Below are 23,909 nucleotides of genomic sequence, written 5' to 3' on the forward strand. Positions count from 1 at the left end.
AATTTCAAAAAATATTTATCTATTAAATAACTTTAGATAAGTTTGATTAAGATGCTATATACTAACTATTTATAATAATTTGTTAACGCATTTTAATTATTTTGCACTATAAAAAAAGCCAAAAAAAATATTGCGCAGTCAAATGACTTCATTATATTTGCAGTCAAATAACTGCACAATGGAAATTAGAAGAGATGTTTTTCAGGCAATTGCCGACCCTACCCGCAGAGCGATCCTTAGCTTGGTTGCGTTGCAGGCAATGACTCCGGGTACGATAGCAGAAAATTTTGATTCGTCAAGACAAACGATCTCAAAACATATTCAGATATTAAATGAATGTGAATTGCTGCATCAGACACAAAACGGAAGGGAAATTTATTATCAATTAAATCCTCAGAAAATGAAAGAAATAGACAACTTCATTGAACCTTTCAGAAAAATGTGGGACGATCGTTTCAACAAGCTTGAAGCCATCATGAAAAATTATAAAAAATAAACAGCATGGAAAGAAAAACGAAACTTAATGCCGAAGAAAATCAACACGATATCTTAATTACAAGAGAATTTGAACTGCCTTTGGAATTGCTTTTTAAAGCTTATGAAGAACCGGAAATCGTTGCACAATGGATGGGCACAAAAGTCCTGAAACTGGAAAATAAAAAGCACGGTGGCTGGCAATTTGAAACCAGTGATCCAAACGGAAACGTGGTATTCCGGGCAAATGGCGTAATTCATGATTTCGTCTCAAACGAAAAAATTACCCGAACTTTTGAAATGGAGAACAGCCCCTTCCCTGCCCAGCTTGAGTTTTTGGAATTTGAAAAAATTACTGAGGACACCAGCAGACTGAAAATGCATATTGTGTATAAATCTGTCGAATTGAGAAATGAGATGTTAAAACTGCCTTTTGCTCAGGGTATTAATATGGCTCACAACAGATTAGAAGAAATTGTAAAAAACTTAAAATAGGAAATAATGACAAAACGAAATAAAATTATCTATTGGATCGCTACTCTGTGGCTGGCACTTGGAATGACAGCTACCGGAATTGTACAGTTACTGCAAATAAAAGAAGAAGTAGATATGATGAGCCATTTGGGTTATCCGCTTTATTTTCTGCCCTTGCTTGGTATCTGGAAACTTTTGGGAGTTATTGCAATACTTATTCCTAAATTTGGTTTACTAAAAGAATGGGCATACGCGGGATTTTTCTTTGCGATGTCAGGAGCCATTATTTCTCACCTGGCTCGTGGAGAATACGGAATAGAATTGTTTGGGCCAGCTCTACTATTGGTTTTAACCATTATTTCCTGGTATTTTAGGCCGGCAGATAGAAAAGTGATTTCTTAGTTAACTTAAATCAATAAGTATGAATCCTAAAGTTGATTTTTATTTTGATGAAGCCAAAAAATGGCAGAAAGAAATGGCGCAATTAAGGTCAATTGCTCTCGATTGCCAATTAACCGAAGAACTAAAATGGGGTGTTCCCTGCTATATGTATGGCGATAGCAATATTGTTTTAATCCATTCCTTTAAGGATTATTGTGCGTTTTTGTTTTTTAAAGGAGTGTTATTAAAAGATACAAACGATATTTTAATCCAACAAACAGAAAATGTTCAGGCCGCTAGACAAATCCGGTTTAGAAGTGTCGACGAGATAGTGGAAATAAAAGCGGTTTTGAAGGCGTATATTTATGAGGCTATAGAAATAGAAAAAGCCGGTTTGCAGGTAAGTTTTAAAAAGACTTCAGATTTTGAAGTTACAGAAGAATTTCAGGCAGAACTGCAAAAGTCTCCAAAACTAAAAACCGCTTTTGAAGCTTTGACTCCCGGCAGACAGAAAGCTTATCTGTTGCATTTCTCTCAGCCCAAACAGGCTAAAACAAGAGAATCAAGAATAGAAAAGGCAATTCCGCAGATTTTAAACGGAAAAGGATTAAATGATTAAAACTAAAAATTAGAATTATAAAAAATAAGATATGGCTAATGCAAAATTATCAGCAGACCAGCAGGATGCATTATTAAAAGTATTACAAATACGTTTTGAAAAAAATATGCAGCGACATGAAGGTCTTGACTGGAATAAAATTCAAAGTAAATTGGAAGCAAATCCCGAAAAACTTTGGTCTCTGGATGAAATGGAGCGTACGGAAGGCGAACCGGACGTAATTGGTTTTGATAAAAAGACTAATGAATATCTTTTTGCGGACTGTTCTGCAGAAAGCCCAAAAGGACGCAGAAGTGTTTGCTACGATCATGAAGCTTTGGAAAAAAGGAAAGAGCACAAACCTCAAAACAGTGCCATAAATATGGCCGAAGAAATGGGAATTGAAATTCTGAACGAAGAACAATATCGTCAATTGCAGCAATTAGGTAAGTTTGATGCCAAAACATCAAGCTGGATCAAAACGCCTTCTGAAATAAGAAAACTGGGCGGAGCTGTTTTTTGTGATTTCCGTTATAATACTGTTTTTCTGTATCATAATGGTGCCGATTCTTATTATGCTGCAAGAGGGTTTAGGGGATTACTGAGATTATAATATAAAACATAAAGACCTGTAAATGTTTAGAGGTCTTTTTTATTTTTGTTTAAATTTTATACGTTCAATATCTTTAATTTAATTTTAATCATTAGTTTGATATCAATTAAATGACTGTCTAAATTCTAATGGAGAAACACTCGATTTAGTTTTAAAAAATTTACTAAATGATTGCGGATGCTCAAAACCAAGCTGATAAGCCACTTCAGAGATTGTTAAACTGGTTGTAGATAATAATTCTTTTGCTTTTTCGATTAGTTTAGTATGAATATGCTGTTGTGCATTTTGGCCCGTAAGCGAACGCAGCATATCACTCAAATAACCCGGTGATAAATTTAAAAGTTCGGCAAGATACTGTACCGTTGGAATTCCGTGAGTTAGTGATTTTTCATTCTTGAAATAATCCTCCAGAATTTCTTCTAACTTTTGCAGTAAGTCATTATTTGCACCTTTGCGTGTTATAAACTGTCTTTTGTAAAAACGGTTGCTGTAATTGAGTAATAACTCGATTTGAGAAACAATTACATCCTGACTAAAATCATCGATTCTGTCTTCTAATTCTTCCTTGATAATTTTAAAAACAGAAACAACGGTTGTCTTTTCTTTATCTGATAAAAAGAGGGCTTCATTGGCAGCATAAGAAAAGAAGCCAAACTGTTTGATATTTTTAGCCAAAGGATAAGTAAGAAATAAATCGGGATGAATGAGCAGTAAAAATCCCGTAGCGCCATTTTCAGGAGGAGTTTCAAAGATCTGATTTGGTGCTGAAAAAACCAGGCCTCCTTCGCCAAAATCATAATAATGCTGTCCATATTTTGCTTTACCGCAAACCGTTGATTTTAGGGCAATTTTATAAAAATCAAGAATAAATGAGCTTCCTAATTCATTTGGGACAATATTGATATCTTTCATATCTATAAAACTTATCATTGGGTGCAAAGGCTTTGGCAGCCCGAACACCCAATGAAAGTCAGATAAAGATTCAAATTTTCGAGGTAAATTCTCTTCCTTTTTCATTTTGTAAAGTTAAATTATTTAGCCGGTTTTACCATGGACATTCACCCGATTCCGGATTATGCTCTTCGCTGATAAATTTTCCTGTTGGCCCTTCCTCTCCTATCAGAACATATTTAGAAATACGTTTGCCTGCTTCCTGAGCCGTTCCTGTCCCGCGATGATTATTAAAATCTGTTGCCACAAAACCGGGACAAACAGCATTAACTTTAAATTTTGTATCACGTAATTCATAAGCCAAATCTATAGTATACATGTTCATAGCCGCTTTAGACGCGGGATAAACCGCTGCTTTGTGTGTGTAATATTTCCATGAAGGATCACTGTGAAGCGTAAGGGAACAGCCGCTCGATGAAACATTTACAATACGTGGCTGTTCTGATTTCTCCAAAAGATCAAAAAAAGCCTGAGTCACTCTTGCAACACCATAGACATTGGTTTCAAAAACCTCTTTAAATTGTTCCATAGTTGCGTTTAAAGCAGATTGTGGCATTCCGCCATTAATTCCCGCATTATTTACAAGCGCATCCAGAACTTCAGTTTTATTACCAATCATAATGCGGGCTTCTTTTACCGATTCAGAATTGCTTACATCTATTTGTATGGCTTCAACATTATTAAATCCTTCACCCTTAAGTTTTGCTGCTGCTGCTTCTCCTTTTTGTAAGTCGCGGCTTCCCAGATACACATAATATCCTTTCTCTAAAAGCAGACGTGCGGTTTCAAAACCAATGCTTTTATTTGCTCCTGTAATGAGTACTTTTTTCATTTTTTTAGTTTTGACTGTTATAAAATAAAGCGAATTCCTTAGCAAAATCTTCCAATTTTACTTTGCCAAAAGTCGGTTTATGGAGATAAAAATCTTCATATAATTCTCCCGTACCCTGCGCGGCCTGCATTTCGACAAAGCCTTTTGCAATTTGAGCATTCATCCCGATAGAAAGCATGTTGTTTAATAATTCTTCATCTGAGATGGCTACCCATTTTAACGGACTCCCGATAGCTTCTCCAATAATTTTTGCAATTTCATTTGGAGAAACTTCGTCGCTTGCTATATAATGTATTTCCCTTCCATCAAAGGTTTTTTCCATTTCTTCGGCAATTTTATCCGCAATGTCCAAAGGAGAAACCCACGGTTCTTTTTTATCTCCGCCATAATTAGAAATAATTTTCCCCTGCAATTTTATGGTTTGCAGTGACCTGAATATATTGGTAAAGAAACCGGGAGGACGCATAAATTTGATATGTACATCTTCGGGAAGTTCTTTTAGAATATTTTCAACATTATAATGCATCACAAGACTGCCATTTCCTTTATTGGTGTGAGCACCAATACTACTAAGAAGTACAACACGCTTAACTCCTGAATTTTCTATAGCTTGTTTGTAGTTAGTTCCAATTGCTGCGATATCGGCTAAAATATCAATATCAGGATCAAAAAATGTGCTGTGATCAAGCGTTTCCATAAGATAGACAGCATCTGCGCCTTCAAAGGTTTTGGAGAGAAAATTAACATCCTGCATCGTGCCGATAGCCGCTTTTGCTCCCAATGCTTCAATTGCTGGTTTTCTTTCTGGCTTACTGCTTATTACAGTGACATCATGCCCATGCTGAATTAAATTTTTGGTTAACGGTTTACCGATGTTTCCCAACGAACCTGTTACTATAATCTTCATTTCTAATAGTTTTAAAATTATAAGACAAAGGTCATCAGATGGTCTTGCCGGTACGTAGCCTAAATGAGGAAATCCGTAGTCAAAATGAGAAAAAACAAAGTTGTTGAGCTTTATATATTTATATTTTAATGATTTGGTTTTGATTGACAGCATTTTGTCTAACCAGTCTGCATGCATTCAGTTTATATGTTTAGCGTTGGAGTATTAGAATTTAATAAACAAAAACCTCCGTAAACACAATGTTTGGGAGGTTTTTGTTTTAATAAAAGCTTTTAATTACCAAGGACTTTCTTCGCTTTCGTCTTCAATATCATTGCTAAAGAATTTTCCTGTAGGTCCGTTTTGGTCAATGTACGTATGTTTAATGATAAAACTGGCTGCACTTTCTACACTTCCCGGTCCGTTAAAATGATTGAAATCTGTTGCAGTATAACCCGGATCTATTGCATTTACTGTAAAAGGCAAATCTTTTAATTCATAAGCCAATGTAACGGTAAAAGCATTTAAAGCTGCTTTTGAAGAAACATACGAAACCGCTTTTACTGCATAATATTTCCAGGTTGGGTCGCTGTGCAAGGCAAGTGAGCCAAGGCCTGAAGTGATATTGCTGATTCTTGGGCTATCAGATTTTTTTAATAAATCAAGGAATGCCTGAGTAACCCTGATAACACCAAAAAAGTTGGTATCAAATGTTTTTTGAATATTCTCCACAGAAGTGGTTGACGAATCTTGTGGTACATCTCCCAAGACCCCCGCATTGTTTATTAGGATATCTAATTTACCCTGCTCCTTTTCTACAATGTTTTTTGCTGCTAAAACACTTTCAGGATTTGTAACGTCAATCTGGATCGCCTTAATATTACTATACCCGTTCTGAGCTAAATCTTTTACGACTTCTTCTCCTTTTTGAAGGTCACGGGTTCCTAAATAAACAAACAATCCTTTTTTTGAAAGTTGTTTTGCTGTTTCTAAACCAATGCTTCTATTTGCTCCTGTAATTAATACTGTTTTCATTTTTTATCTTTTTAAATTTGTTGATACAAAGTTGCTTCTATAAAAAATGAAAACATTTGCCATTTGGCAAAAAGCGATTTTAACGGATGTTTTTTCTAATCCTGCTCAAAGACGATTGTGTGATTCCAAGATAAGATGCCAGATAAGAAAGCGGAATTCGATTGAGTATTTTAGGATATTTTTCCATAAAAGATAAATAACGCGTTGTAGCATCTTCTGAAACCAACGGGCTTCTTCGGTCTATTTTCTGCATTAAAGCTCTTGCAATAATTTTATGGACAATGGCATCCCAGCCCACAATAGTATGGAGAAGTTCTTCCCAGTCGGGTTTAGAAAACACGATAAGTTTGCAATCTGTAACAGCCTGTACATAAGCAGATGAACAAATACTGTTTTGAAAGCTTTCCAGATCTACTACAAGATTATTTTCATCAATAAAATATTTGGTTATTTCCTCGCCTTTATTGTCGTAATAACATACTCTCATAACGCCGTCCAGAACAAAACCTACCTGCGTAGAGATTTTACCTGCTTCAGAAAAATATTCGTCTTTACGAAGTTCTAATTCAGTCGCTTTTCCTGTAATTAACTCGATTTGCTGTTGGTTCAGATTGCCATACTGCAAAATAAAATTTACTAATTCTTTCATGCACGAAAGTTAGGAATAACTTTTTATTAAGGATTTGTCAAATGGCAAAAAAGTATCTTGCTGTTAAATTCAAAATAGTTATATATTAGCTTTAAGAAGAGCTGATTTCAGAAGAAAAAAATGGACAAAATGAGCAGAGAAGTTTATGTGTTTACGGTATGCCCCGAAAAAGCAAAGAAGAATCTAATTAAAGAAATTCAAAATGACACAAAGTATCAAACTCCTTTTAAAGATTATGTAGCAAAACATAATTTTGGATTGCCTGAGTTTGAAAAATCAAATTATGAAAGCATTACAAATAAGGTTGTTAATGATTTTAATGCAATCAATCGTTACGAATTAGAGGCAATTTTCTATTGGTTTTTTAATGATTTTAATACAAATCTAAATGGCTCAGAAAAAAGTTATTCTGAAAGAGAAATTGATTTTTATAATATGCTAAAAACACTTGGTATTGAACTTGTTTGTGAATTGGATCAAAAAGATAAATGCTGGGTTTTTATGTATCAGCTGGGGGAATATGAAGCTCTAAATAAACTGGGATTGTATTCTGATGATGATAATTGGAAAGATTATGAAATAAGTAACGAACAATTTAAAGAATATCTGGATTATCTTTTATTGCTTTTATGCAAGATTGAAATTGAGCAGGACCCTCAAAATATAGAAGTTCAAAATCTTCTTGATGAATTTAAGACTAATGATAAATTACATAAACTGGCAGATTATTCATTGATTGAAATCAGAGAAGAAAACGAAGCCGAAAATATTCTTGAAAACGAAAACCCGGATCATAGACGTTCTTATCAGCGTACGTATTATGGAGTTGCCGAGATGATGATTTATTTTGTAAAAGAACTTCAGGGAAAAATAAAAGATTATAACGGAAAAATTCTAATAATTGATAGTCAGTAAAACCTCAGGATCAAATTGTTCAAAAGGTTATACTATTTATAAAATTACTCCAGTTCAAGACATTCAAATTTATATTCATTCATAAAATCAATAACCTGCTTTGCTGTTACTTCCCTGCTCTCCACTCTTAAAATTCTGTCACAATCTTCAAGATCAAAATTCCATTTTGAGTTTGGAATAAATGCATTGAGTTTAGCAGTTAATTTTTTAACTGCTTTTTGTGACATTACCGAGGTTTTAAATACATAAATCATAACACCTTGTTTTTAGAAATAATAATTATTACAATCCTTTTTTCCCTTTTAGCCAATAGCCGTGAGATATTATTTTTGCTGCGGAATTATTTTTTATAGCTTTTCGAAACGTTTGCACTGATTTTGCATTTCCGGTCAAAATAAAGACAGCATCCTTCCACTTTTCTTCTTGGATAACCGGTAAATTCTGAATCCATTTTTCGTTTCCAAAAGATCCGTCTTTTGCAAATACAGTATAATTTTCCAGCTGTAGTAATTGAGGAACATTTTTGTTTTCTTCATCTAATTCAAAGTAAAACTGAAATTCATCGTTATTTTTCTTAAAAACAGAAAATATCGAACACGCAAGCGCCAACGAAGTTTCATCGCCAAAAATAACATACTTTTTAGACGATTCATTATAACATTTATGTGGTTTTAAAATACTCGTACTAATTTTATCGCCCACATTTAGTTTTTTCATATAATCACTTCCCGGATGCGCGCCGTGCAAATGAACGATGAAATCCATAATTCCGTTTTTTGCATCCGAAAAAGCGGCAGAATATCGTCTCACTTCTGTATCGCTGACACGAATATCCATGTAAGAACCAGGTTTGAAATTTAGTTTTTTAAAATCTCCGTAAAATCGAATTCGCTTTACAGAAGGTGATAAAAGTGCTGTTTCGGCAACTTTCATCAAAGGTAGTTTTGGGATTAGTATTTTTTCTACAACATCTAATACCCATTTTGGTGCATTTGGCATAATCTTAATATTTATGCTGCAAAGGAACGTGATGAAGTTGATTAAGGAACTGAATGAAAAAGGTGATAATTGGACTATTCACGGAATTTGTTTCGAAACGAAAGCGGTGTTTCTCCCGAAATCTTTTTGAACAATCTGGAGAAATACGTATGATCTTCAAAACCCAAATCAAACGAAATCTCCTTTACATCATTATCTGTATAATAAAGTTGGCGTTTTGCTTCGGTTATCATTTTATTTTGAATCCAGTACGTTACCGAATTGCCTGTTGTCTCTTTTACACAATCATTGAGGTGAGATGTTGTAATGTTTAATTTTTCAGCAAAATACGAAGCAGATTCAAGCATAGAATCTGACGTAATCATTCTTTGAAATTTCGCTGTTATTAATTGTGACTGATTCAGCTTTCCTTTTATTTTTTTTTCAGAATCAGCAAAGAGATTGGAGATTCTGTAAACAAAAGACATAAAAAGCCCATTGATTATTTGCTGTTTATTTGGCAATTGCTGACCAAATGTCTGATAAAGAAGAAATGCAGTATCTATGATTTCTTTGTGATACTCATTTGAAATTTTAAGAACTTGCTCTGAAGCATGCAGATTTTGAAAAATTTCATTGCACGTATTCGGAATCAGAAACGGATTGACAGTTATAAAATAACCTTCGGATTTTGGGTCAAATTTCTTTGCAGAATGCACCTGATACGGCTTGAGAACCATCAGTGACATTTTACTCAAAGCAATATCTTCCATATCACAAACAAAATTCACATATCCTTTTGTCAATAATGCAAAAATATAATACTCATCCCGATGGGTTTCAAACGGACTTTCTGACTGATCAAATTCTGTACGTAATTGATGCGGATCTGTGAGCGGAAATTTTAAAAGATCAATTCCGCCAATGGCATTGCTATCTTGTGTGTGGGTATATATCCTGGCCTTTTTTTGCATTTTGTATTCGTCCTGAAATTCTTTTAATTCCAAATTCCATTCATCTCGGTCAAAATAACAGGCTTTCCTTCCGTAACCACAATTGTATGTTCATGCTGTGCCATAAAGCCGCCTTTGTTTCCAACCATTGTCCAGCCATCCTGCAAAGTTTCAGCATAAGTTGAATTGGTTGAAATAAATGTTTCAATAGCAACCACAGCATTTTTTTTAAATCGGGTAAGATTAAATTTATCTCTGTAATTGACTATTTCGTGTGGTGCTTCATGAAGGCTTCTTCCTATTCCGTGTCCTGTAAGATTTTTGATTACTTTAAAACCTCTTTTTTTTGCCTCGGTTTCCATTATATGCCCAATATCAGAAATACGGACTCCGCCTTTTATATTGTAGATTGCTTTTTTTAAAATTTCCTTAGAGGCCTCAATAAGTTTTTGATGCTGGTTGATATCCTCTCCAATCACAAATGAACCGCCATTGTCTGACCAAAAACCATCTAATTCAGCAGAAACGTCGATGTTAATTAAATCCCCTTCATTCAGAATTCTTTTTTCAGAAGGGATTCCGTGACAAAATTCATTATTTACGCTAATACAAGTCCAGCCGGGAAAGCCATAGGTTTCATACGGAGCAGATTTAGCGCCCATATCCTTTAGGATTTTCCCGCCATAATTGTCCAATTCTTTAGTAGTCATCCCCGGTTTGGCAAAATTTCTCATTTCTTTTAAAGCAAACGCAACGGCTTCACTCGCTTTTTGCATTCCAATTAATTCTGATTCGGTTGTAATTGACATAATTTTTGTTTTTACGGAAATAGTTGTGGTATTCTTAAGGTAGATTTAAGCACAATAATACCACTTTTTTTAATCTGCTAAAATACTTTTTTGATTTAAAACTTGTATTTGGCCAGACAGCCGACTCAATTATATTATAAATCAGGATATTTCTTTATCTTAGCTATAAAGAGTTAAAAATTTAAACATTCATTAAATGGCAGAAACAGCAAATCAATTCGAAGAAACGATACGCAGGGCATATAATGCTTTTAACGAAAGAAATATTGACAACGCCTTGTCAACAATGCAGCCAGATATAAAATGGTCGAGAGCCTGGGAAGGCGGTTACATAAGCGGACACGACGAAATTAAAAAATACTGGACAAGACAATGGACAGAAATAAATCCGAAGGTTGACCCTATTGGTTTTAATGAAAGGGAAAACGGAACTTTAGAGGTTACTGTACATCAGGTTGTAAAAGATTTACATGATAATTTAATCTTTGACGGATTGGTTAAACATATTTATACTTTTACAGATGGCTTAATACAAACTATGGATATTGAGCTGGTTGAAGAATAATTGTAAATTTAAATTCTAACCAAATTTAGCCGCGCTTATTTAGTACTAAGCTGAAAATATTCCAGGAAATATTTTGCTGAAAAAATTAAAAGTTTCTTTAGCAAAAAAACTGTTTTTATTTTACTCAACAAATGCAAAAAAAAGAAGGTGTCTCATTGGAAACAGCTTCTTTTTTTTGCTATCGAATTATTTTTACATAAGCACTATAGGCATCGTCTTTTATAGAGGTTCGCAGATAAACTTCGTTTTCATCTTTTGTTTTTAAGTCAAATTGAATTAAAGCAGCATCAGAATAATAAAATAAGGAATCATCAACCGGAAATTCAAAATTTGAAATAGGCTGGGTTGTTAATTTTGTTTCTGTCGCTATTTCACCATTCGCTAAATCTATTTGAAAAAGTTTTGCCTTACGGGTATATCCCCAAATATTATCACTTTCTTCGGTAATGTATTCGATAGTATCATCTTTAAAATCTGTTTTCCAAATTTGAGCTCCCGTTTTTGAATCGACAGCGTATAGAGAAGAAACTTCTGGACCTTGCGATGCAAAGTATATTTTTTTGTCTTTGCACAATATACGTTCCTTTACATTTTGTTGGTTTTCATCAAATTTAAATTGCCATAAAATATCGGGTTTATTTGGACTTAAGGCAAAAAGCTCATTTTTTTCATTGGTTATAAACACATTTTCTCCATCTGTTACAGGTTTTCCGTGTATTGGTACCTCAAAAGTTTTTTGATAAACAAGTTTTCCTGTATTTGCTTCAAAACTATAGAAAGAGGTTCCGCTTTGAGTAAAAACTTTGTTGTCAAAAAAGAGAACCGGAATATCATTATTTGGAGAATCTAATTTGTAGTTCCAGAGTAAACTTCCGTCTTTTGTATTGAGAGCGTAAAGGTTGCCATTTTGACTTGTTATATAAAGTTTTCCTTCATTTATAACCGGAATTTGATCTTTTAGAACAATTTGATCAGGACTATTCCCTATCCTTGATTTCCAAAAAACAGCACCGGTTTGGTTATCAATTGCGAATATTTCGCCATTAATAAACGGTACATACAGAACTCCATCATGCAGTGTTACCTTATTCGCGCACATTTCGGTATGAGAATCTGTAGCTTTTACAGTCCAGGCAATGGTTTCAGATTCTAAATCAAATGTAAAAAGGATACCATCATAATCATAAATCAGGATTAAAGCTTCGTCTAATGGAACTTTTTTAAGAGGACTTATGGATTTATGAGTTAGATTATCAGCAATAGCGGAAACTTTATTACTAGTATCATTAGTTTCGATGGGGTTTGACATATTTGGCGTTTGCCCAGCCATCTTTATAACAGTGAATGCAAATAAAAGAGTTATAAGGTTTCTTTTCATTTTTAAAATTTGGGATTTGACAAAGATTGATTAATTTTAAATTAATTGATTGATATTCAGTGTTTTTTAATCTAAAAACGAATCAATCTCCTTGTCAAATATAGTAAAAAATTATTATAGCGTTTTTAGAAATTTAGTCTTGTGAGTAGTAGATTAAAGTTCAAAGCCTGCATTTACAACCATTAACCAGCATTACAAAATATATATTATTCACTATTGAAGCTTTTAGCAATTTTATAAAAATATTTAATACTGCTTTCTTGTAACAAATAAAAACCTCCAGAATCATTTGATATTGGAGGTTTTAATCTGGAGCATCATGGACTACAATCGAACACTTTTATCCATTCTGAAGTTTTCGAAAATATAAAATGAAATATTTGTATCTATAAATTTATCACTAACAACCGCCTTTGCGAGCGACACGTTTATAGATTACCTTACTATCTCGCTCTACATAATCGCCCGATACTATTGGATAAGAATACTTGGGCGCGTACGATACACTATGGCTTTTTAAAATTATTTTGTCGTTAACCTTCAGGCTATGTAATTGCTGCAGTTGAGACTTTTCCGGTTCAAATCTAAGAATATAATCGTCACCATTTATCCTCACCATCACTCCGAAACCTAATCTTGATCCTGGCGGAAGCGAAAGAGAGGTTATAACGGCCTCCATATTGGTAAATGTACTTATATCATTCCTTATTTTAGCAGCACTGGCAAGCACTTTTTTACCTCGGGGTGACACCTTCCATTTTTTGTGCTTTATACCATCTGGGGTTGATTCCCATTTTTTCAATTCGGCTTTCCTTTCAGTAACTGAGAGTGTTTTTGGGATTGACTTTTTAGGACTTTCGTTTTTAATTTCGCAATTTGCAAACAATAGTCCACTTACCACAGCAAGTGATAAGAGCAGCGCATAAATGATTTTTTTCATATTTTTATTGGTTTAATTAAAATAGATCTATCTCCTGATAAATCTGCTCATGTAAAGCATTCTTTTTTATTGTACATCAAAATTACCTTGATATTTTTCGGTTCGATAGATTTGATTTGTAAATAAAAATGTAAACTTTGTAAATAAAAACCTGACACTATGCATAATAGTCAAAATCTCCTGTCTGGCAAAGGCAAGTACCGCTTTGGATTGATACTGTTTTTGTTTGTATCTGTAATCTGCGCAGCTTTTAGTATGACCGATAGTAATGACTTTGATATCGCAAGAAGGGAAATTTTGCTCCGCAGAATCGGACATGAACTTCTTTTACAGTCGGGAGATAGTACATCAAGGGTTCTTCCCCTAAAAAAGATTGCCGAAAATGAGTATCAGATCAGTTTTGAGAATGAGCTTACTTTTCAAACCGATTCTTTGGTGAATACTACTCAGCGTTTATTAGCCAAAGATCCGCTCACAAATGATTATGTTGTTAATGTCATGAACTGTGGCAATACCAATATAGCTTATGGATATGCTATGTCAAAGAATACGAAAAATGATATTGTATCATGCATAGGAAGAAAGCAACCCAAAGCATGTTACATGATTAATATTAAATTTAAAGCCACTGGAATAAATACCACAAAAAACGGATACCTTTTGGGGAGTTTCTCTTTTTTAGCATTTGTTGGATTTATCTTTTTTAGATCTGCTAAGCCAAAAGCAGCTTTACCTGATGGTAATCATGCAAATTTGTTCACTTTAGGTTCGGTAGTATTCGATGCGAAGAATAGGAAGCTCATCATGTATGAAAATACAATAGACCTGACCGGAACGGAAACCCGTGTATTGCTCATTTTCGCAATGTCTCCCAACGAGATCATAGAAAGAAGCCGACTGCAAAAAGAGATTTGGGAAGATGAAGGTGTTATTGTGGGGCGCAGTCTGGATATGTTCATATCAAAACTTAGAAAAAAACTGGAATGTGATCCGAATATCAAAATTGTCGTTATACGTGGCAAAGGATATAAGCTTAACATTATCTCTTAGTCTTATAAGTGTTGCTTTTGATGACGAATAAATAATGGTCAGGCCGAAGTGTAATTTGGAAAAAGCTAGCTTTATACAGTTTCTCTACTGATTTGCAAGATACAAAATATAAAAAAACTCCTTAATTTCTTAAGGAGTTTCTTGGTGGGCGATGAGGGGTTCGAACCCCCGACCCCCTCGGTGTAAACGAGGTGCTCTGAACCAGCTGAGCTAATCGCCCTATTTACTAGGTTGCTATCGTTTGTGATTGCGAGTGCAAATATACAGCTAGAATTCATAATAACAAGTATTTTAGAAAAAAAATCGAATAATTTTTTTAGAAGATAATTTAGAAAGCTATTTTTCAATTAATTAAAAACAAATAAAAATTTTCATTTCTTAATTCTTAGTTAAAAAAACAGACTTAAAAACTAATTGAGAATATTCTTTTTTGTATTCATTTGCTATATCATACCTTTGTGTACCTTAATTGTAAATAAACATGCCAAGATATCAAGAAAATGATTTGCCAAAAGCTAAATTAGACTCCAATTCACTTCAAAAAGCCCTACGAATTTTTAAATACGGGAAAAATCACAAATGGAAATTTTTTCTGGGCTTAATTTTCCTCCTATTAACTAGTGCCACTGCCCTTGCCTTTCCTAAATTAATGGGAATGTTAGTTGATTGTGTTACCAATAAAAACCTCAATCGAGCAAATGAAATAGCCGTTGCCCTGATCGTAATATTAATGCTGCAGGCAATTTTCTCTTTTTTCAGAATCTCACTTTTTGTAAACTTTACTGAAAACTCATTATCAAATATTCGTTTTGCCTTATACGAAAATCTGGTTAAACTGCCAATGTCGTTCTATTCACAAAAGCGTGTCGGAGAACTAAATAGTCGAATAAGTGCCGATATTTCTCAATTACAGGACACCTTTACAACCACTATAGCAGAATTTTTACGCCAGTTAATCTTAATCATAGGAGGTTTTATCATTTTGGGAAATATCAGCCCAAAATTAACTTTGATGATGTTGGCGATTGTTCCAATTGTGGCTGTTGCAGCAGTAATATTTGGAAGATTTATTCGCAAATATGGAAAAAAGACACAAGATAAAGTTGCGGAAAGCCAGGTTATTGTTGAAGAAACTTTGCAGGGAATAAGTAATGTAAAAGCCTTTGCAAATGAATGGTACGAAATCCAGCGTTACAAAAACAAAATCAAAGAAATTGTAAAGATCGCGATAAAAGGAGGCCAATACAGAGGTTATTTTGCTTCATTTATTATTTTATGCCTTTTTGGTTGCGTCGTAGCGGTAGTCTGGTACGGAATAACCCTAACTATAAAAGGAGAAGTTGAAGGGGTCGGAGATTTAATCTCTTTTGTTCTTTATACTACTTTTATTGGGGCTTCTTTTGGCGGAATAGCCGAGATGTATGCACAAATTCAAAAAGCCGTTGGTGCAACAGAACGAGTTTTTGAATTATTAGAAGAAACTCCGGAAGACATTAAAGGAAATGAAAAAACAGCGGCAATAGAAAAAATAAAAGGAAACGTTTCTTTTAAAAATGTTGCCTTTAGTTACCCTTCAAGAAAAGAAATTCAGGTGTTGAAAAATGTAAATTTCACAGCAGAATTTGGGCAGAAAATTGCAATTGTCGGGCCAAGTGGTGCGGGAAAATCTACTATTTCATCCTTGTTATTGCGTTTCTATGATATAAACTCCGGAGAGATCAATGTTGATGGAAAAAATATTTATGATTACGATTTAGAAAGCCTTCGAGGCAACATGAGTATTGTTCCGCAGGATGTAATCTTATTTGGCGGAACGATCAGAGAGAATATTGCTTACGGGAAACCAAATGCAACAAACGAAGAAATTTTAGAGGCTGCAAAACAAGCAAATGCATTTAATTTTGTAGATGGTTTTCCTGAAAAATTTGAAACATTAGTAGGAGAACGAGGCGTAAAATTATCAGGCGGGCAGCGTCAGCGTATTGCAATTGCCAGAGCATTGCTTAAAAACCCAAGTATTCTTATATTAGATGAAGCAACTTCATCACTAGACAGTGAAAGCGAAAAACTGGTTCAGGAAGCATTAGAAGTATTAATGGAAGGAAGAACAAGTATCATTATTGCGCACCGTCTTTCTACTATTAGAAATGCTGATAAAATCCTGGTGTTAGATAACGGAGAAATAACCGAAGAAGGAACACATCAGGAATTAATAAACCTTGAAAATGGTATTTATAAAAACCTAAGCAACTTACAATTTAGTAATTCTTAAAAAGAAATTCCAAATTCCAAAAAAAATCCATTTGCATCGCAAATGGATTTTTTTGTAAATCTAAAATCTAAAATCTAAAATCTAAAATCTAAAATCTAAAATCTAAAATCTAAAATCTAAAATCTAAAATCTAAAATCCTCGATTATTTTCCTTTTCTTCTCTTGCGTTCAGCCTTAATCATCGATAATTCGCGGCTTGTCTGACCTGCAACAGAGGTATTTTCTTCAGCACGGCGAATCAGGTAAGGCATAACATCTTTTACTGGTCCAAATGGCAAATATTTGGCAACATTATAACCATTTTCGGCTAAGTTATAGCTGATGTTATCACTCATACCGTATAATTGTCCAAACCAGATTTTGTTATCATTTTTAGCGATACCTTTTTCCTGCATCATTTCCATCAATTTATAAGAACTTAATTCGTTGTGAGTTCCTGCAAAAATTGACATCATATCCAGATGGTCTAACATATAATGTACAGCATTATCATAATTTATATCAGTAGCTTCTTTAGAAACACAAATTGGGGAAACATAGCCTTTTTCTTCCGCTCTTTTATTTTCCTTTTCCATGTAGGCACCACGAACAAGCTTCATTCCGATAAAAAATCCTTCTGCTTTGGCAACTTCATGAAGTTTTTTCAAATAATCCAAACGATCCCAACGGTACATTTGTAAGGTATTAAAAACAATTGCTTTTTCCTTATTGTATTTGCGCATCATTTCGGTAACTAAATCATCAGCAGCATCCTGCATCCAGCTTTCTTCACCATCAATTAATAAGGCAACGTCTTTTTTATGTGCTTCACTGCAAATTTTATCAAAACGGGCCACTACTCTATTCCACTCCTCCTGCTCTGCCGGAGATAAGGTTTGTTTTTCTCCAAGCTTTTCATATAATTCAAAACGTCCCAAACCTGTTGGTTTAAAAACTGCAAAAGGTATTGCCAGGCGTTCTTTGGCAAATTCTACCGTTTTTAATGTCATTTCCAAAGCAGCATCAAACTGTTCTTCTTCTTCTTTTCCTTCTACCGAATAATCCAATACAGACGAAACACCTTTGGTAAACATTTTATCTACAACAGTAATACAGTCGTCTTCATTTACACCACCACAAAAGTGGTCAAAAACAGTAGCACGAATTAATCCTTCTACCGGTAAATGAGCTTTAAGTGCAAAATTAGTTACTGCAGTTCCAATCTTAACCAGAGGCTCACTATCAATCATTTTAAAAAGAAAATAAGCTCTGTCAAGTTCTGTATCACTCTTTAGCGAAAATGCAACTTGAGTGTTATCGAATATTTTTTCCATTTTAGGTTGTTTTTTGTGCAAATATAACGAGTGTTTTGAACATTATTCACCAAATGATATCATAATTTTTTATATCTTTAATGGCCCTAAAAATACTTTTGATTGCAAAAGTAAGATTTTGCTTATATTTTATTTACTTTTGCAAAAAAATATAATTCAAAATGAATAGTAAAGTAGATCATATTATTAATGAATTAAAAGGAAAGCAATCTATACCAAATTTTGTTGTCCTGTTGTTTATTATTTTACTGCTGGTAATAGACTTTATGCCTTATTTTGAGAGTATGGAAATCATAAATCCTCAATTTTTATACTTGGCGGTATTAAATCTTATTATAGGTGTATACTTCTTTTTCAATCCAAATCTTATTTCAAATCAAATCGTTCCCATAATACAAAAGTGTTATGTCTTCAGGATTTACCTCGCTTTCCTTTTTTTCTGTGGAATCACTATTTTTTCTGCAAAAAATACTTCGCTTGTTTTAACAAAGTTTACAGAAATAGCCATTGTATTCTGTCTATTCCTAAATCTTTGTATTTTATTAAAAAATAAGCTGGATCTTATTTATAAAATCATCTTTATAATTTGCTTAAGTGCTTTTTTACAATCCTGGCAGCAGCTTTGTAATTTTATTATTATACCACGGCATGCTTCTATTATGAGTCTTCTGGGAGCCATGAAAGGAAATACAGGAAATATCAATATATTAGCTGCGAGCCTTACGATCAAAGTCCCATTTTTATTACTTGGTATTAGTAATTTTAAGACCTATAAAAAATGGTTTTCAATCGTAGCATTGTTTTCAGTTACGGCAGTAATTTTTTTAACGGGCGCCAGAACTCCTTTAATCAGTTTATTTTTAATTTTTTCTGTCTATATAATTTACATAATTAGAGAAAATTCATTTACTCGCTTAGCTTTTACAAATATTTTATATTTGATCATTCCGGTATTAATTGCTGTTTTATTTTCAAACACAATTTTTACTAAATCAACGGATAAAAACAGATACGATTCTATTGGAAATAAAGTTGAAAAATTCAATGCCGAAGATGGTTCTTCAAAATTAAGGCTGATATACTGGGGAAATGCTATAAAAATAAGTGAAAAAAATCCTGTTCTGGGTATTGGTTTGGGCAACTATCAGGTAGAATCTATTCCGTATGAAAAAACAGCAGCAGATGGTTTCATAGTATCATTGCATACTCATAATGATTTTCTTGAGATCATGGCAGAAACGGGAGTACTAAACGGTCTGATTTATCTCTCTCTTTTTGTTTTTATTATTGTTGCCAATTCAAAAAAAATACTAAAATCAAAAGATAACAATGTCAGAGCAATTGCAGTATTGACACTAATGCTTGTTATCGCTTATGGAATTGACTCATCGCTTAATTTCCCAATGTACAGGCCAACTATGCAGCTATTTTTTGCTCTTATGTTAGCCTTAACCGTGGCAAATAACTCAAAGTTAAGTATTGAATATAAATCTCAAAAGCAATTTGCAGTGAGAATTACATGCTCAATTTTAATAATTGCAGCCATAATTACGAGTTATTCTGCTTATTTGATTTATAAAGCTTCGCATCTGGAATACTTAATCGCTGGTGATAATATAAATTTGAACGAAAAAGGAGCTTTAAGCGGAGATAAAGTTGTAGCTCTAATCCCAAAATATCCAAATGTATTAAGCAGCTCAGAAGCATTTTATGAATATGCAGCGATTTACTACATTCGAGAAAAAAATTATGAAAAAGCTCTTAAATGCTTTTCAAAAGCATCAAAAATTAATCCATATAGCGGTCGAATAGACTTTTACAAACAATTGATAGCTATCAAGAGAGGAAAAATAGATAGTGCTTATATATATAGTAAACAGGCATTTAACCTGCGTCCTAGAAATTATGATCTGTACAAGGGAGTTACACATTACTCAATAATGAAAAAAGATACTCTCGAATTGATTAAAAATCATGCAATTTTTTCACGTTATAGCAATGTTCCTGAAACCTGGGTTACAGTGGCTAATGTATTGCAAAGTTCCGGTGCTGACTACAAAAGAATAATTCGTTTTGTAAATGAAGGATTAAAGAAAATGCCTAATGACAGTGTTTTATTAAAGAAAAAAAATCAACTTTTGATTACTTCCTATCTTCAGGGCGGTCAGAATTTTGAAACGCAGTCTGATTTAAGTAAAGCCCTGGAATCTTATGAAAAAGCTTTAAAAATTGACCCTAAAAATATTTATGTAACACAAAATATTGGATTCAATTATTTCAAACAGGGTCAAAACAAAAAAGCAATAAGCTCTTTACTGGATGCATTAAAATATCCGGGATTGAATGACGGAAAAACAGAGTTTTTCTTAGGTATTTGTTACTTAAAAGAAAACGACAAAACCAACGCCATGAAATATTTTACTATCTCAAAAGATAAAAAATATCCTCCGGCAAAACAGCTAATTTCTCAATTTAGTTCAATTCAAAGTGACCAGGCTGTATTAAAAAAACGAAAAAATGATCTTTTGATTGCAGATTATATTACAGAAGGCCAAAAATTCGAAGATCAAAAAAAATTAGGGGAAGCATTGACGTCTTATGAAAAAGCTTTAAAAATTGATCCTAAAAGTATCTATGCTCACCAAAATATTGGATTCTATTATTTAAAAACGGGACAAGCTAAAAAAGCAATAAATAATTTATTGAATGCATTAAAATATCCTGGACTAAACGATGGAAAAACAGAATATTTTTTAGCAATTTGTTATTTACAAGAAGGGAATAAAACCAATGCTTGCAAATATTTAAATATATCAAAAGACAAAAAATATTCTGATGCCCAGCAATTAATAGAAAAGATCTGTAAATAGATTCTGTTCTTTTGAAATGTTAATTTAGAATGATTAGTTTTAAAACAAATTAGAACCAAAGTTTGAATATTATTTGTTTTAAAATCCCTTATTTTGCGGTTTCATTTAAGCAAAGAATTATGAAATCCATTCAAGCCAATAATTACTTCGTACATTTTAACCACAATGCTTACGAGGCTTTAAATAAACATTTAAAAGAAAACAAATACTCAAATATTTTTATTATAGTTGATACACAGACAAATGAGTATTGTCTGCCAAAACTTCTGCCTGTTATTGAAACTGATTTGAATATCGAAATAATAGAATTTGAAGCAGGAGAAGCAAATAAAAATATAGAAACTTGTATTGAAATCTGGAAAGTATTGACAGAACTTGGTGCTGACAGAAAATCACTTATAATTAATCTCGGTGGCGGAGTTGTTACAGATTTAGGAGGATTTGTTGCATCTACTTTTAAGCGTGGTTTAAATTTTATAAATATACCTACTACCCTTTTATCTATGGTTGATGCTTCTGTAGGTGGAAAAACAGGTGTTGACTTAGGAAATCTAAAAAATCAGATTGGTGTTATTAATGTTCCTGAAATGGTATTGATTGATACACAGTATCTTGAAACTTTACCGCAAACAGAAATGCGCTCTGGCCTTGCCGAAATGCTAAAACATGGCCTGATCTACGATGCTTCATACTGGAAACAGTTTTTGGACTTGAAATCAATTGATTATGCAGATTTTGACGAACTTATTTATCGTTCTGTTGAAATTAAGAATGAAATTGTAATTCAGGATCCAACAGAAAAAAACATTCGAAAAGCACTAAATTTTGGACATACTCTGGGTCATGCCATTGAAAGTTACTTTTTGGAAAGTGAAACAAAGACAACATTATTACACGGTGAAGCTATCGCTGTTGGAATGATTCTGGAAGGTTACATTTCCTGGCAAAAAGGCTTGCTTACCGAAAGTGAGTATCTTGAAATTAAAACTGCCATAAAAAGCATTTATGATGATGTTGTATTCGAAGAAAACGACATCGAACCTATCCTCGAATTGCTTATTCATGACAAAAAAAATGAGTATGGTTTGATTCAATTTGCCTTAATTGAAGGAATAGGAAAGATAAAAATTAATCAATCCGTTGAAAATAAATTGATTCTGAGCGCGTTTCAAGATTATAAATCTTAAAGTTTTTTTAATCAAAACCGTTGCTTTTGGTATATTTTATTTTTTACATTTGCCACAATGAAAACAAACAGTAAACAAACACATTTTAGCTCTTACAGAAACCGGCTCAATAGCTCCTTGTTAAGGATGCTGAATCGTTTTTATAATAGCAGAAGCCCGTTTTGTTTTGATGTTTTTTTATGTTCAAAAGCAGAAAACGAAAAGCTGCAAATTATATTTGCCAATATTAGGGTTTGAATGTTAGATTTAGCAATAGATTCACTAAATTTAAATAACAAATTAAAATATTGAAAAATAAATGAATACAAAATATTCTGACCTTATAAATCAAACCTACTATTTTCCTCAGGAGGAATTTAAATTAAATAAAGACAACTTGCAATTTCACAATATTGATTTGATGAAATTGGTTGAACAATACGGTACCCCATTAAAATTTACATATTTACCCCAGATTTCAGAGAACATTAATAAGGCAAAAGCCTGGTTCAGAAAATCGATGGAGAAAAACAAGTACGAAGCAAAATATTATTATTGTTATTGTACAAAAAGCTCTCATTTTGAATATGTTATGAATGAGGCTTTTAAAAACAATATTCATGTTGAGACATCTTCAGCATTTGATATAAACATTGTTGAAAATTTACTTGAAAATGGCAAAATCAACAAAAGTACTTATGTGATTTGTAATGGTTTCAAAAGAGATGAATACATCAGTAATATTGCCCGACTAATCAATAACGGACATAAAAACACCATTCCGATTATTGACAATTATGAAGAACTTGATTTACTTCAGTCAGAAATAAAAGGAAAGTTTAAAATAGGAATTCGTATTGCTGCCGAAGAAGAGCCTAAGTTTGAGTTCTATACATCAAGATTAGGAATTGGATATAAAAACATAGTATCTTTTTATAAAAAACAAATTCAGGAAAATGATAAACTTGAGCTTAAAATGCTTCACTTTTTCATTAATACCGGAATAAATGATACAGCTTATTATTGGAATGAGTTGGTAAAATGTATTAAAGTATACATTGCCCTTAAAAAAGAATGTCCTACTCTTGACGGCTTAAACATTGGAGGCGGTTTTCCAATTAAAAACTCGCTTGCTTTTGAATACGATTATCAATACATGATTGATGAAATTATTAATCAGATTAAAATAGCCTGTGACGAAGCTGAAGTTGATGTGCCTAATATTTTTACAGAATTCGGATCGTTTACAGTAGGTGAAAGCGGAGGTGCTATCTATCAGATTTTGTATCAAAAACAACAAAATGATAGAGAGAAATGGAATATGATTGATTCTTCTTTCATTACTACTTTGCCTGATACCTGGGCTATAAATAAACGTTTTATTATGCTGGCAGTTAATCGTTGGAATGATACATACGAACGGGTGCTGCTAGGTGGACTAACATGTGATAGTGATGATTATTACAACTCTGAACAAAACATGAATGCCATTTACCTGCCAAAATACAGCAAGGAGAAACCGTTGTATATTGGTTTCTTTAATACAGGAGCCTATCAGGAAACAATTGGCGGATATGGTGGATTACACCACTGTCTGATTCCACAACCAAAGCACATTTTGATAGATCGTGATGAGAATGGAATTCTGGCAACAGAAGTTTTCTCAGATCAACAGACTTCAGATGATGTTTTGAAGATTTTGGGATACAAGAAAAAAATGTAAAAATAAAACTGCAAATTAAATGTTAATAAATTAAAAATTATTAATTTGCATACACAGTAAAAAGAGTAAAATCTTTTAATTCAA

At 33.2% G+C, this 23,909-nt stretch carries 24 protein-coding genes and 1 tRNA gene; 12 read left to right on the forward strand and 13 right to left on the reverse strand.

Annotation, left to right across the window (positions count from 1 at the left end):
- Positions 1–178 precede the first annotated feature (178 nt).
- From JOD96_RS15250 to JOD96_RS15270, 5 genes are read left to right on the forward strand one after another with little or no spacing between them, the layout of a single operon-like run.
- Positions 179–496: an ArsR/SmtB family transcription factor gene (locus JOD96_RS15250; protein WP_209565094.1), complete on the forward strand. Its 318-nt coding sequence runs from the start codon at positions 179–181 to the stop codon at positions 494–496.
- Positions 497–501: 5 nt separating this feature from the next.
- A complete protein-coding gene (locus tag JOD96_RS15255) occupies positions 502–969 on the forward strand; it encodes an SRPBCC domain-containing protein (RefSeq protein ID WP_209565095.1) in 468 nt (155 codons plus the stop codon).
- A gap of 6 nt (positions 970–975) precedes the next feature.
- The gene (locus JOD96_RS15260) at positions 976–1,350 is read left to right on the forward strand and encodes a DoxX family protein (protein WP_209565096.1); all 375 of its coding nucleotides are present in this window, start codon (positions 976–978) and stop codon (positions 1,348–1,350) included.
- 19 nt (positions 1,351–1,369) lie between these two features.
- Positions 1,370–1,948: a YdeI/OmpD-associated family protein gene (locus JOD96_RS15265; protein WP_209565097.1), complete on the forward strand. Its 579-nt coding sequence runs from the start codon at positions 1,370–1,372 to the stop codon at positions 1,946–1,948.
- Between the two features lie 31 nt (positions 1,949–1,979).
- Positions 1,980–2,540 carry a DUF4256 domain-containing protein gene (locus JOD96_RS15270; protein ID WP_209565098.1) on the forward strand — a complete coding sequence of 187 codons (561 nt, stop codon included), beginning with the start codon at positions 1,980–1,982 and terminating at the stop codon, positions 2,538–2,540.
- A gap of 102 nt (positions 2,541–2,642) precedes the next feature.
- Here JOD96_RS15270 and JOD96_RS15275 read toward each other — a convergent pair whose 3' ends face one another.
- The 5 genes from JOD96_RS15275 to JOD96_RS15295 form a co-directional block, all read right to left on the reverse strand.
- On the reverse strand, positions 2,643–3,557 hold the full coding sequence (locus JOD96_RS15275; RefSeq protein ID WP_209565099.1) for a helix-turn-helix domain-containing protein: 915 nt from the start codon (positions 3,555–3,557) through the stop codon (positions 2,643–2,645).
- Between the two features lie 28 nt (positions 3,558–3,585).
- Complete coding sequence (locus JOD96_RS15280; protein ID WP_209565100.1) at positions 3,586–4,323, reverse strand: SDR family oxidoreductase; 738 nt, start codon at positions 4,321–4,323, stop codon at positions 3,586–3,588.
- A gap of 4 nt (positions 4,324–4,327) precedes the next feature.
- Entirely contained in the window at positions 4,328–5,407 is a 1,080-nt protein-coding gene (locus JOD96_RS15285; protein WP_245188420.1) for an NAD(P)H-binding protein, read from the reverse strand.
- A 99-nt stretch (positions 5,408–5,506) separates the two neighbouring features.
- A complete protein-coding gene (locus JOD96_RS15290; protein WP_209565101.1) occupies positions 5,507–6,244 on the reverse strand; it encodes an SDR family NAD(P)-dependent oxidoreductase in 738 nt (245 codons plus the stop codon).
- Between the two features lie 79 nt (positions 6,245–6,323).
- Positions 6,324–6,893: a Crp/Fnr family transcriptional regulator gene (locus tag JOD96_RS15295; protein WP_209565102.1), complete on the reverse strand. Its 570-nt coding sequence runs from the start codon at positions 6,891–6,893 to the stop codon at positions 6,324–6,326.
- Positions 6,894–7,022: 129 nt separating this feature from the next.
- On the opposite strand from JOD96_RS15295, the gene JOD96_RS15300 reads away from it, so the two are divergent.
- A complete protein-coding gene (locus JOD96_RS15300; protein WP_209565103.1) occupies positions 7,023–7,808 on the forward strand; it encodes a hypothetical protein in 786 nt (261 codons plus the stop codon).
- Positions 7,809–7,852: 44 nt separating this feature from the next.
- Here JOD96_RS15300 and JOD96_RS15305 read toward each other — a convergent pair whose 3' ends face one another.
- The 4 genes from JOD96_RS15305 to map all read right to left on the reverse strand — a co-directional run bounded on the left by JOD96_RS15305 (position 7,853) and on the right by map (position 10,548).
- The gene (locus tag JOD96_RS15305) at positions 7,853–8,035 is read right to left on the reverse strand and encodes a hypothetical protein (protein ID WP_245188421.1); all 183 of its coding nucleotides are present in this window, start codon (positions 8,033–8,035) and stop codon (positions 7,853–7,855) included.
- Between the two features lie 55 nt (positions 8,036–8,090).
- Positions 8,091–8,807 carry an FAD-binding oxidoreductase gene (locus tag JOD96_RS15310; RefSeq protein WP_209565105.1) on the reverse strand — a complete coding sequence of 239 codons (717 nt, stop codon included), beginning with the start codon at positions 8,805–8,807 and terminating at the stop codon, positions 8,091–8,093.
- A gap of 74 nt (positions 8,808–8,881) precedes the next feature.
- On the reverse strand, positions 8,882–9,793 hold the full coding sequence (locus tag JOD96_RS15315; RefSeq protein WP_209565106.1) for a helix-turn-helix domain-containing protein: 912 nt from the start codon (positions 9,791–9,793) through the stop codon (positions 8,882–8,884).
- Positions 9,784–10,548: a type I methionyl aminopeptidase gene (gene map, locus JOD96_RS15320; RefSeq protein ID WP_209565107.1), complete on the reverse strand. Its 765-nt coding sequence runs from the start codon at positions 10,546–10,548 to the stop codon at positions 9,784–9,786. Before map ends, JOD96_RS15315 begins: the two co-directional genes overlap by 10 nt.
- A 196-nt stretch (positions 10,549–10,744) precedes the next feature.
- Here map and JOD96_RS15325 point away from each other — a divergent pair, with 196 nt between their 5' ends.
- Positions 10,745–11,113, forward strand: a complete 369-nt coding sequence (locus tag JOD96_RS15325; RefSeq protein ID WP_209565108.1) for a nuclear transport factor 2 family protein — start codon at positions 10,745–10,747, stop codon at positions 11,111–11,113.
- A gap of 178 nt (positions 11,114–11,291) precedes the next feature.
- On the opposite strand, the gene JOD96_RS15330 is transcribed toward JOD96_RS15325, so the two are convergent.
- Positions 11,292–12,422 carry a PQQ-binding-like beta-propeller repeat protein gene (locus tag JOD96_RS15330; RefSeq protein ID WP_245188422.1) on the reverse strand — a complete coding sequence of 377 codons (1,131 nt, stop codon included), beginning with the start codon at positions 12,420–12,422 and terminating at the stop codon, positions 11,292–11,294.
- Between the two features lie 469 nt (positions 12,423–12,891).
- A complete protein-coding gene (locus tag JOD96_RS15335) occupies positions 12,892–13,431 on the reverse strand; it encodes a hypothetical protein (protein WP_209565110.1) in 540 nt (179 codons plus the stop codon).
- A 297-nt stretch (positions 13,432–13,728) separates the two neighbouring features.
- On the opposite strand from JOD96_RS15335, the gene JOD96_RS15340 reads away from it, so the two are divergent.
- On the forward strand, positions 13,729–14,481 hold the full coding sequence (locus JOD96_RS15340; RefSeq protein WP_245188423.1) for a winged helix family transcriptional regulator: 753 nt from the start codon (positions 13,729–13,731) through the stop codon (positions 14,479–14,481).
- 142 nt (positions 14,482–14,623) lie between these two features.
- Here the strand turns inward: JOD96_RS15340 and JOD96_RS15345 are convergent.
- Positions 14,624–14,701, reverse strand: a tRNA-Val gene (locus JOD96_RS15345).
- 261 nt (positions 14,702–14,962) lie between these two features.
- Here JOD96_RS15345 and JOD96_RS15350 point away from each other — a divergent pair.
- Positions 14,963–16,753: an ABC transporter ATP-binding protein gene (locus JOD96_RS15350; RefSeq protein WP_209565112.1), complete on the forward strand. Its 1,791-nt coding sequence runs from the start codon at positions 14,963–14,965 to the stop codon at positions 16,751–16,753.
- A gap of 143 nt (positions 16,754–16,896) precedes the next feature.
- On the opposite strand, the gene JOD96_RS15355 is transcribed toward JOD96_RS15350, so the two are convergent.
- Positions 16,897–18,066 carry a proline dehydrogenase family protein gene (locus JOD96_RS15355; protein WP_209565113.1) on the reverse strand — a complete coding sequence of 390 codons (1,170 nt, stop codon included), beginning with the start codon at positions 18,064–18,066 and terminating at the stop codon, positions 16,897–16,899.
- Between the two features lie 161 nt (positions 18,067–18,227).
- Between JOD96_RS15355 and JOD96_RS15360 the strand changes: the two genes are divergently transcribed.
- From JOD96_RS15360 to JOD96_RS15370, 3 genes are all read left to right on the forward strand, one after another.
- The gene (locus JOD96_RS15360) at positions 18,228–20,936 is read left to right on the forward strand and encodes an O-antigen ligase family protein (protein WP_209565114.1); all 2,709 of its coding nucleotides are present in this window, start codon (positions 18,228–18,230) and stop codon (positions 20,934–20,936) included.
- Positions 20,937–21,055: 119 nt separating this feature from the next.
- Positions 21,056–22,123 (forward strand): 3-dehydroquinate synthase, encoded by a 1,068-nt coding sequence (aroB, locus tag JOD96_RS15365; RefSeq protein WP_209565115.1) that lies wholly within the window; start codon positions 21,056–21,058, stop codon positions 22,121–22,123.
- A 298-nt stretch (positions 22,124–22,421) separates the two neighbouring features.
- Positions 22,422–23,825 carry an arginine decarboxylase gene (locus tag JOD96_RS15370; RefSeq protein WP_209565116.1) on the forward strand — a complete coding sequence of 468 codons (1,404 nt, stop codon included), beginning with the start codon at positions 22,422–22,424 and terminating at the stop codon, positions 23,823–23,825.
- The last annotated feature ends 84 nt before the right edge of the window (positions 23,826–23,909 follow it).

The organism is Flavobacterium sp. 1355 (assembly GCF_017833415.1).
Lineage (GTDB): Bacteria > Bacteroidota > Bacteroidia > Flavobacteriales > Flavobacteriaceae > Flavobacterium.

Coding starts and splice junctions, on each gene's coding strand:
- JOD96_RS15250 (WP_209565094.1), top strand. CDS start 179: ATGGAAATTAGAAGAGATGTTTTTCAGGCAATTGCCGACCCTACCCGC.
- JOD96_RS15255 (WP_209565095.1), top strand. CDS start 502: ATGGAAAGAAAAACGAAACTTAATGCCGAAGAAAATCAACACGATATC.
- JOD96_RS15260 (WP_209565096.1), top strand. CDS start 976: ATGACAAAACGAAATAAAATTATCTATTGGATCGCTACTCTGTGGCTG.
- JOD96_RS15265 (WP_209565097.1), top strand. CDS start 1,370: ATGAATCCTAAAGTTGATTTTTATTTTGATGAAGCCAAAAAATGGCAG.
- JOD96_RS15270 (WP_209565098.1), top strand. CDS start 1,980: ATGGCTAATGCAAAATTATCAGCAGACCAGCAGGATGCATTATTAAAA.
- JOD96_RS15275 (WP_209565099.1), bottom strand. CDS start 3,557: ATGAAAAAGGAAGAGAATTTACCTCGAAAATTTGAATCTTTATCTGAC.
- JOD96_RS15280 (WP_209565100.1), bottom strand. CDS start 4,323: ATGAAAAAAGTACTCATTACAGGAGCAAATAAAAGCATTGGTTTTGAA.
- JOD96_RS15285 (WP_245188420.1), bottom strand. CDS start 5,407: ATGCATGCAGACTGGTTAGACAAAATGCTGTCAATCAAAACCAAATCA.
- JOD96_RS15290 (WP_209565101.1), bottom strand. CDS start 6,244: ATGAAAACAGTATTAATTACAGGAGCAAATAGAAGCATTGGTTTAGAA.
- JOD96_RS15295 (WP_209565102.1), bottom strand. CDS start 6,893: ATGAAAGAATTAGTAAATTTTATTTTGCAGTATGGCAATCTGAACCAA.
- JOD96_RS15300 (WP_209565103.1), top strand. CDS start 7,023: ATGAGCAGAGAAGTTTATGTGTTTACGGTATGCCCCGAAAAAGCAAAG.
- JOD96_RS15305 (WP_245188421.1), bottom strand. CDS start 8,035: ATGTCACAAAAAGCAGTTAAAAAATTAACTGCTAAACTCAATGCATTT.
- JOD96_RS15310 (WP_209565105.1), bottom strand. CDS start 8,807: ATGCCAAATGCACCAAAATGGGTATTAGATGTTGTAGAAAAAATACTA.
- map (WP_209565107.1), bottom strand. CDS start 10,548: ATGTCAATTACAACCGAATCAGAATTAATTGGAATGCAAAAAGCGAGT.
- JOD96_RS15325 (WP_209565108.1), top strand. CDS start 10,745: ATGGCAGAAACAGCAAATCAATTCGAAGAAACGATACGCAGGGCATAT.
- JOD96_RS15330 (WP_245188422.1), bottom strand. CDS start 12,422: ATGTCAAACCCCATCGAAACTAATGATACTAGTAATAAAGTTTCCGCT.
- JOD96_RS15335 (WP_209565110.1), bottom strand. CDS start 13,431: ATGAAAAAAATCATTTATGCGCTGCTCTTATCACTTGCTGTGGTAAGT.
- JOD96_RS15350 (WP_209565112.1), top strand. CDS start 14,963: ATGCCAAGATATCAAGAAAATGATTTGCCAAAAGCTAAATTAGACTCC.
- JOD96_RS15355 (WP_209565113.1), bottom strand. CDS start 18,066: ATGGAAAAAATATTCGATAACACTCAAGTTGCATTTTCGCTAAAGAGT.
- JOD96_RS15360 (WP_209565114.1), top strand. CDS start 18,228: ATGAATAGTAAAGTAGATCATATTATTAATGAATTAAAAGGAAAGCAA.
- aroB (WP_209565115.1), top strand. CDS start 21,056: ATGAAATCCATTCAAGCCAATAATTACTTCGTACATTTTAACCACAAT.
- JOD96_RS15370 (WP_209565116.1), top strand. CDS start 22,422: ATGAATACAAAATATTCTGACCTTATAAATCAAACCTACTATTTTCCT.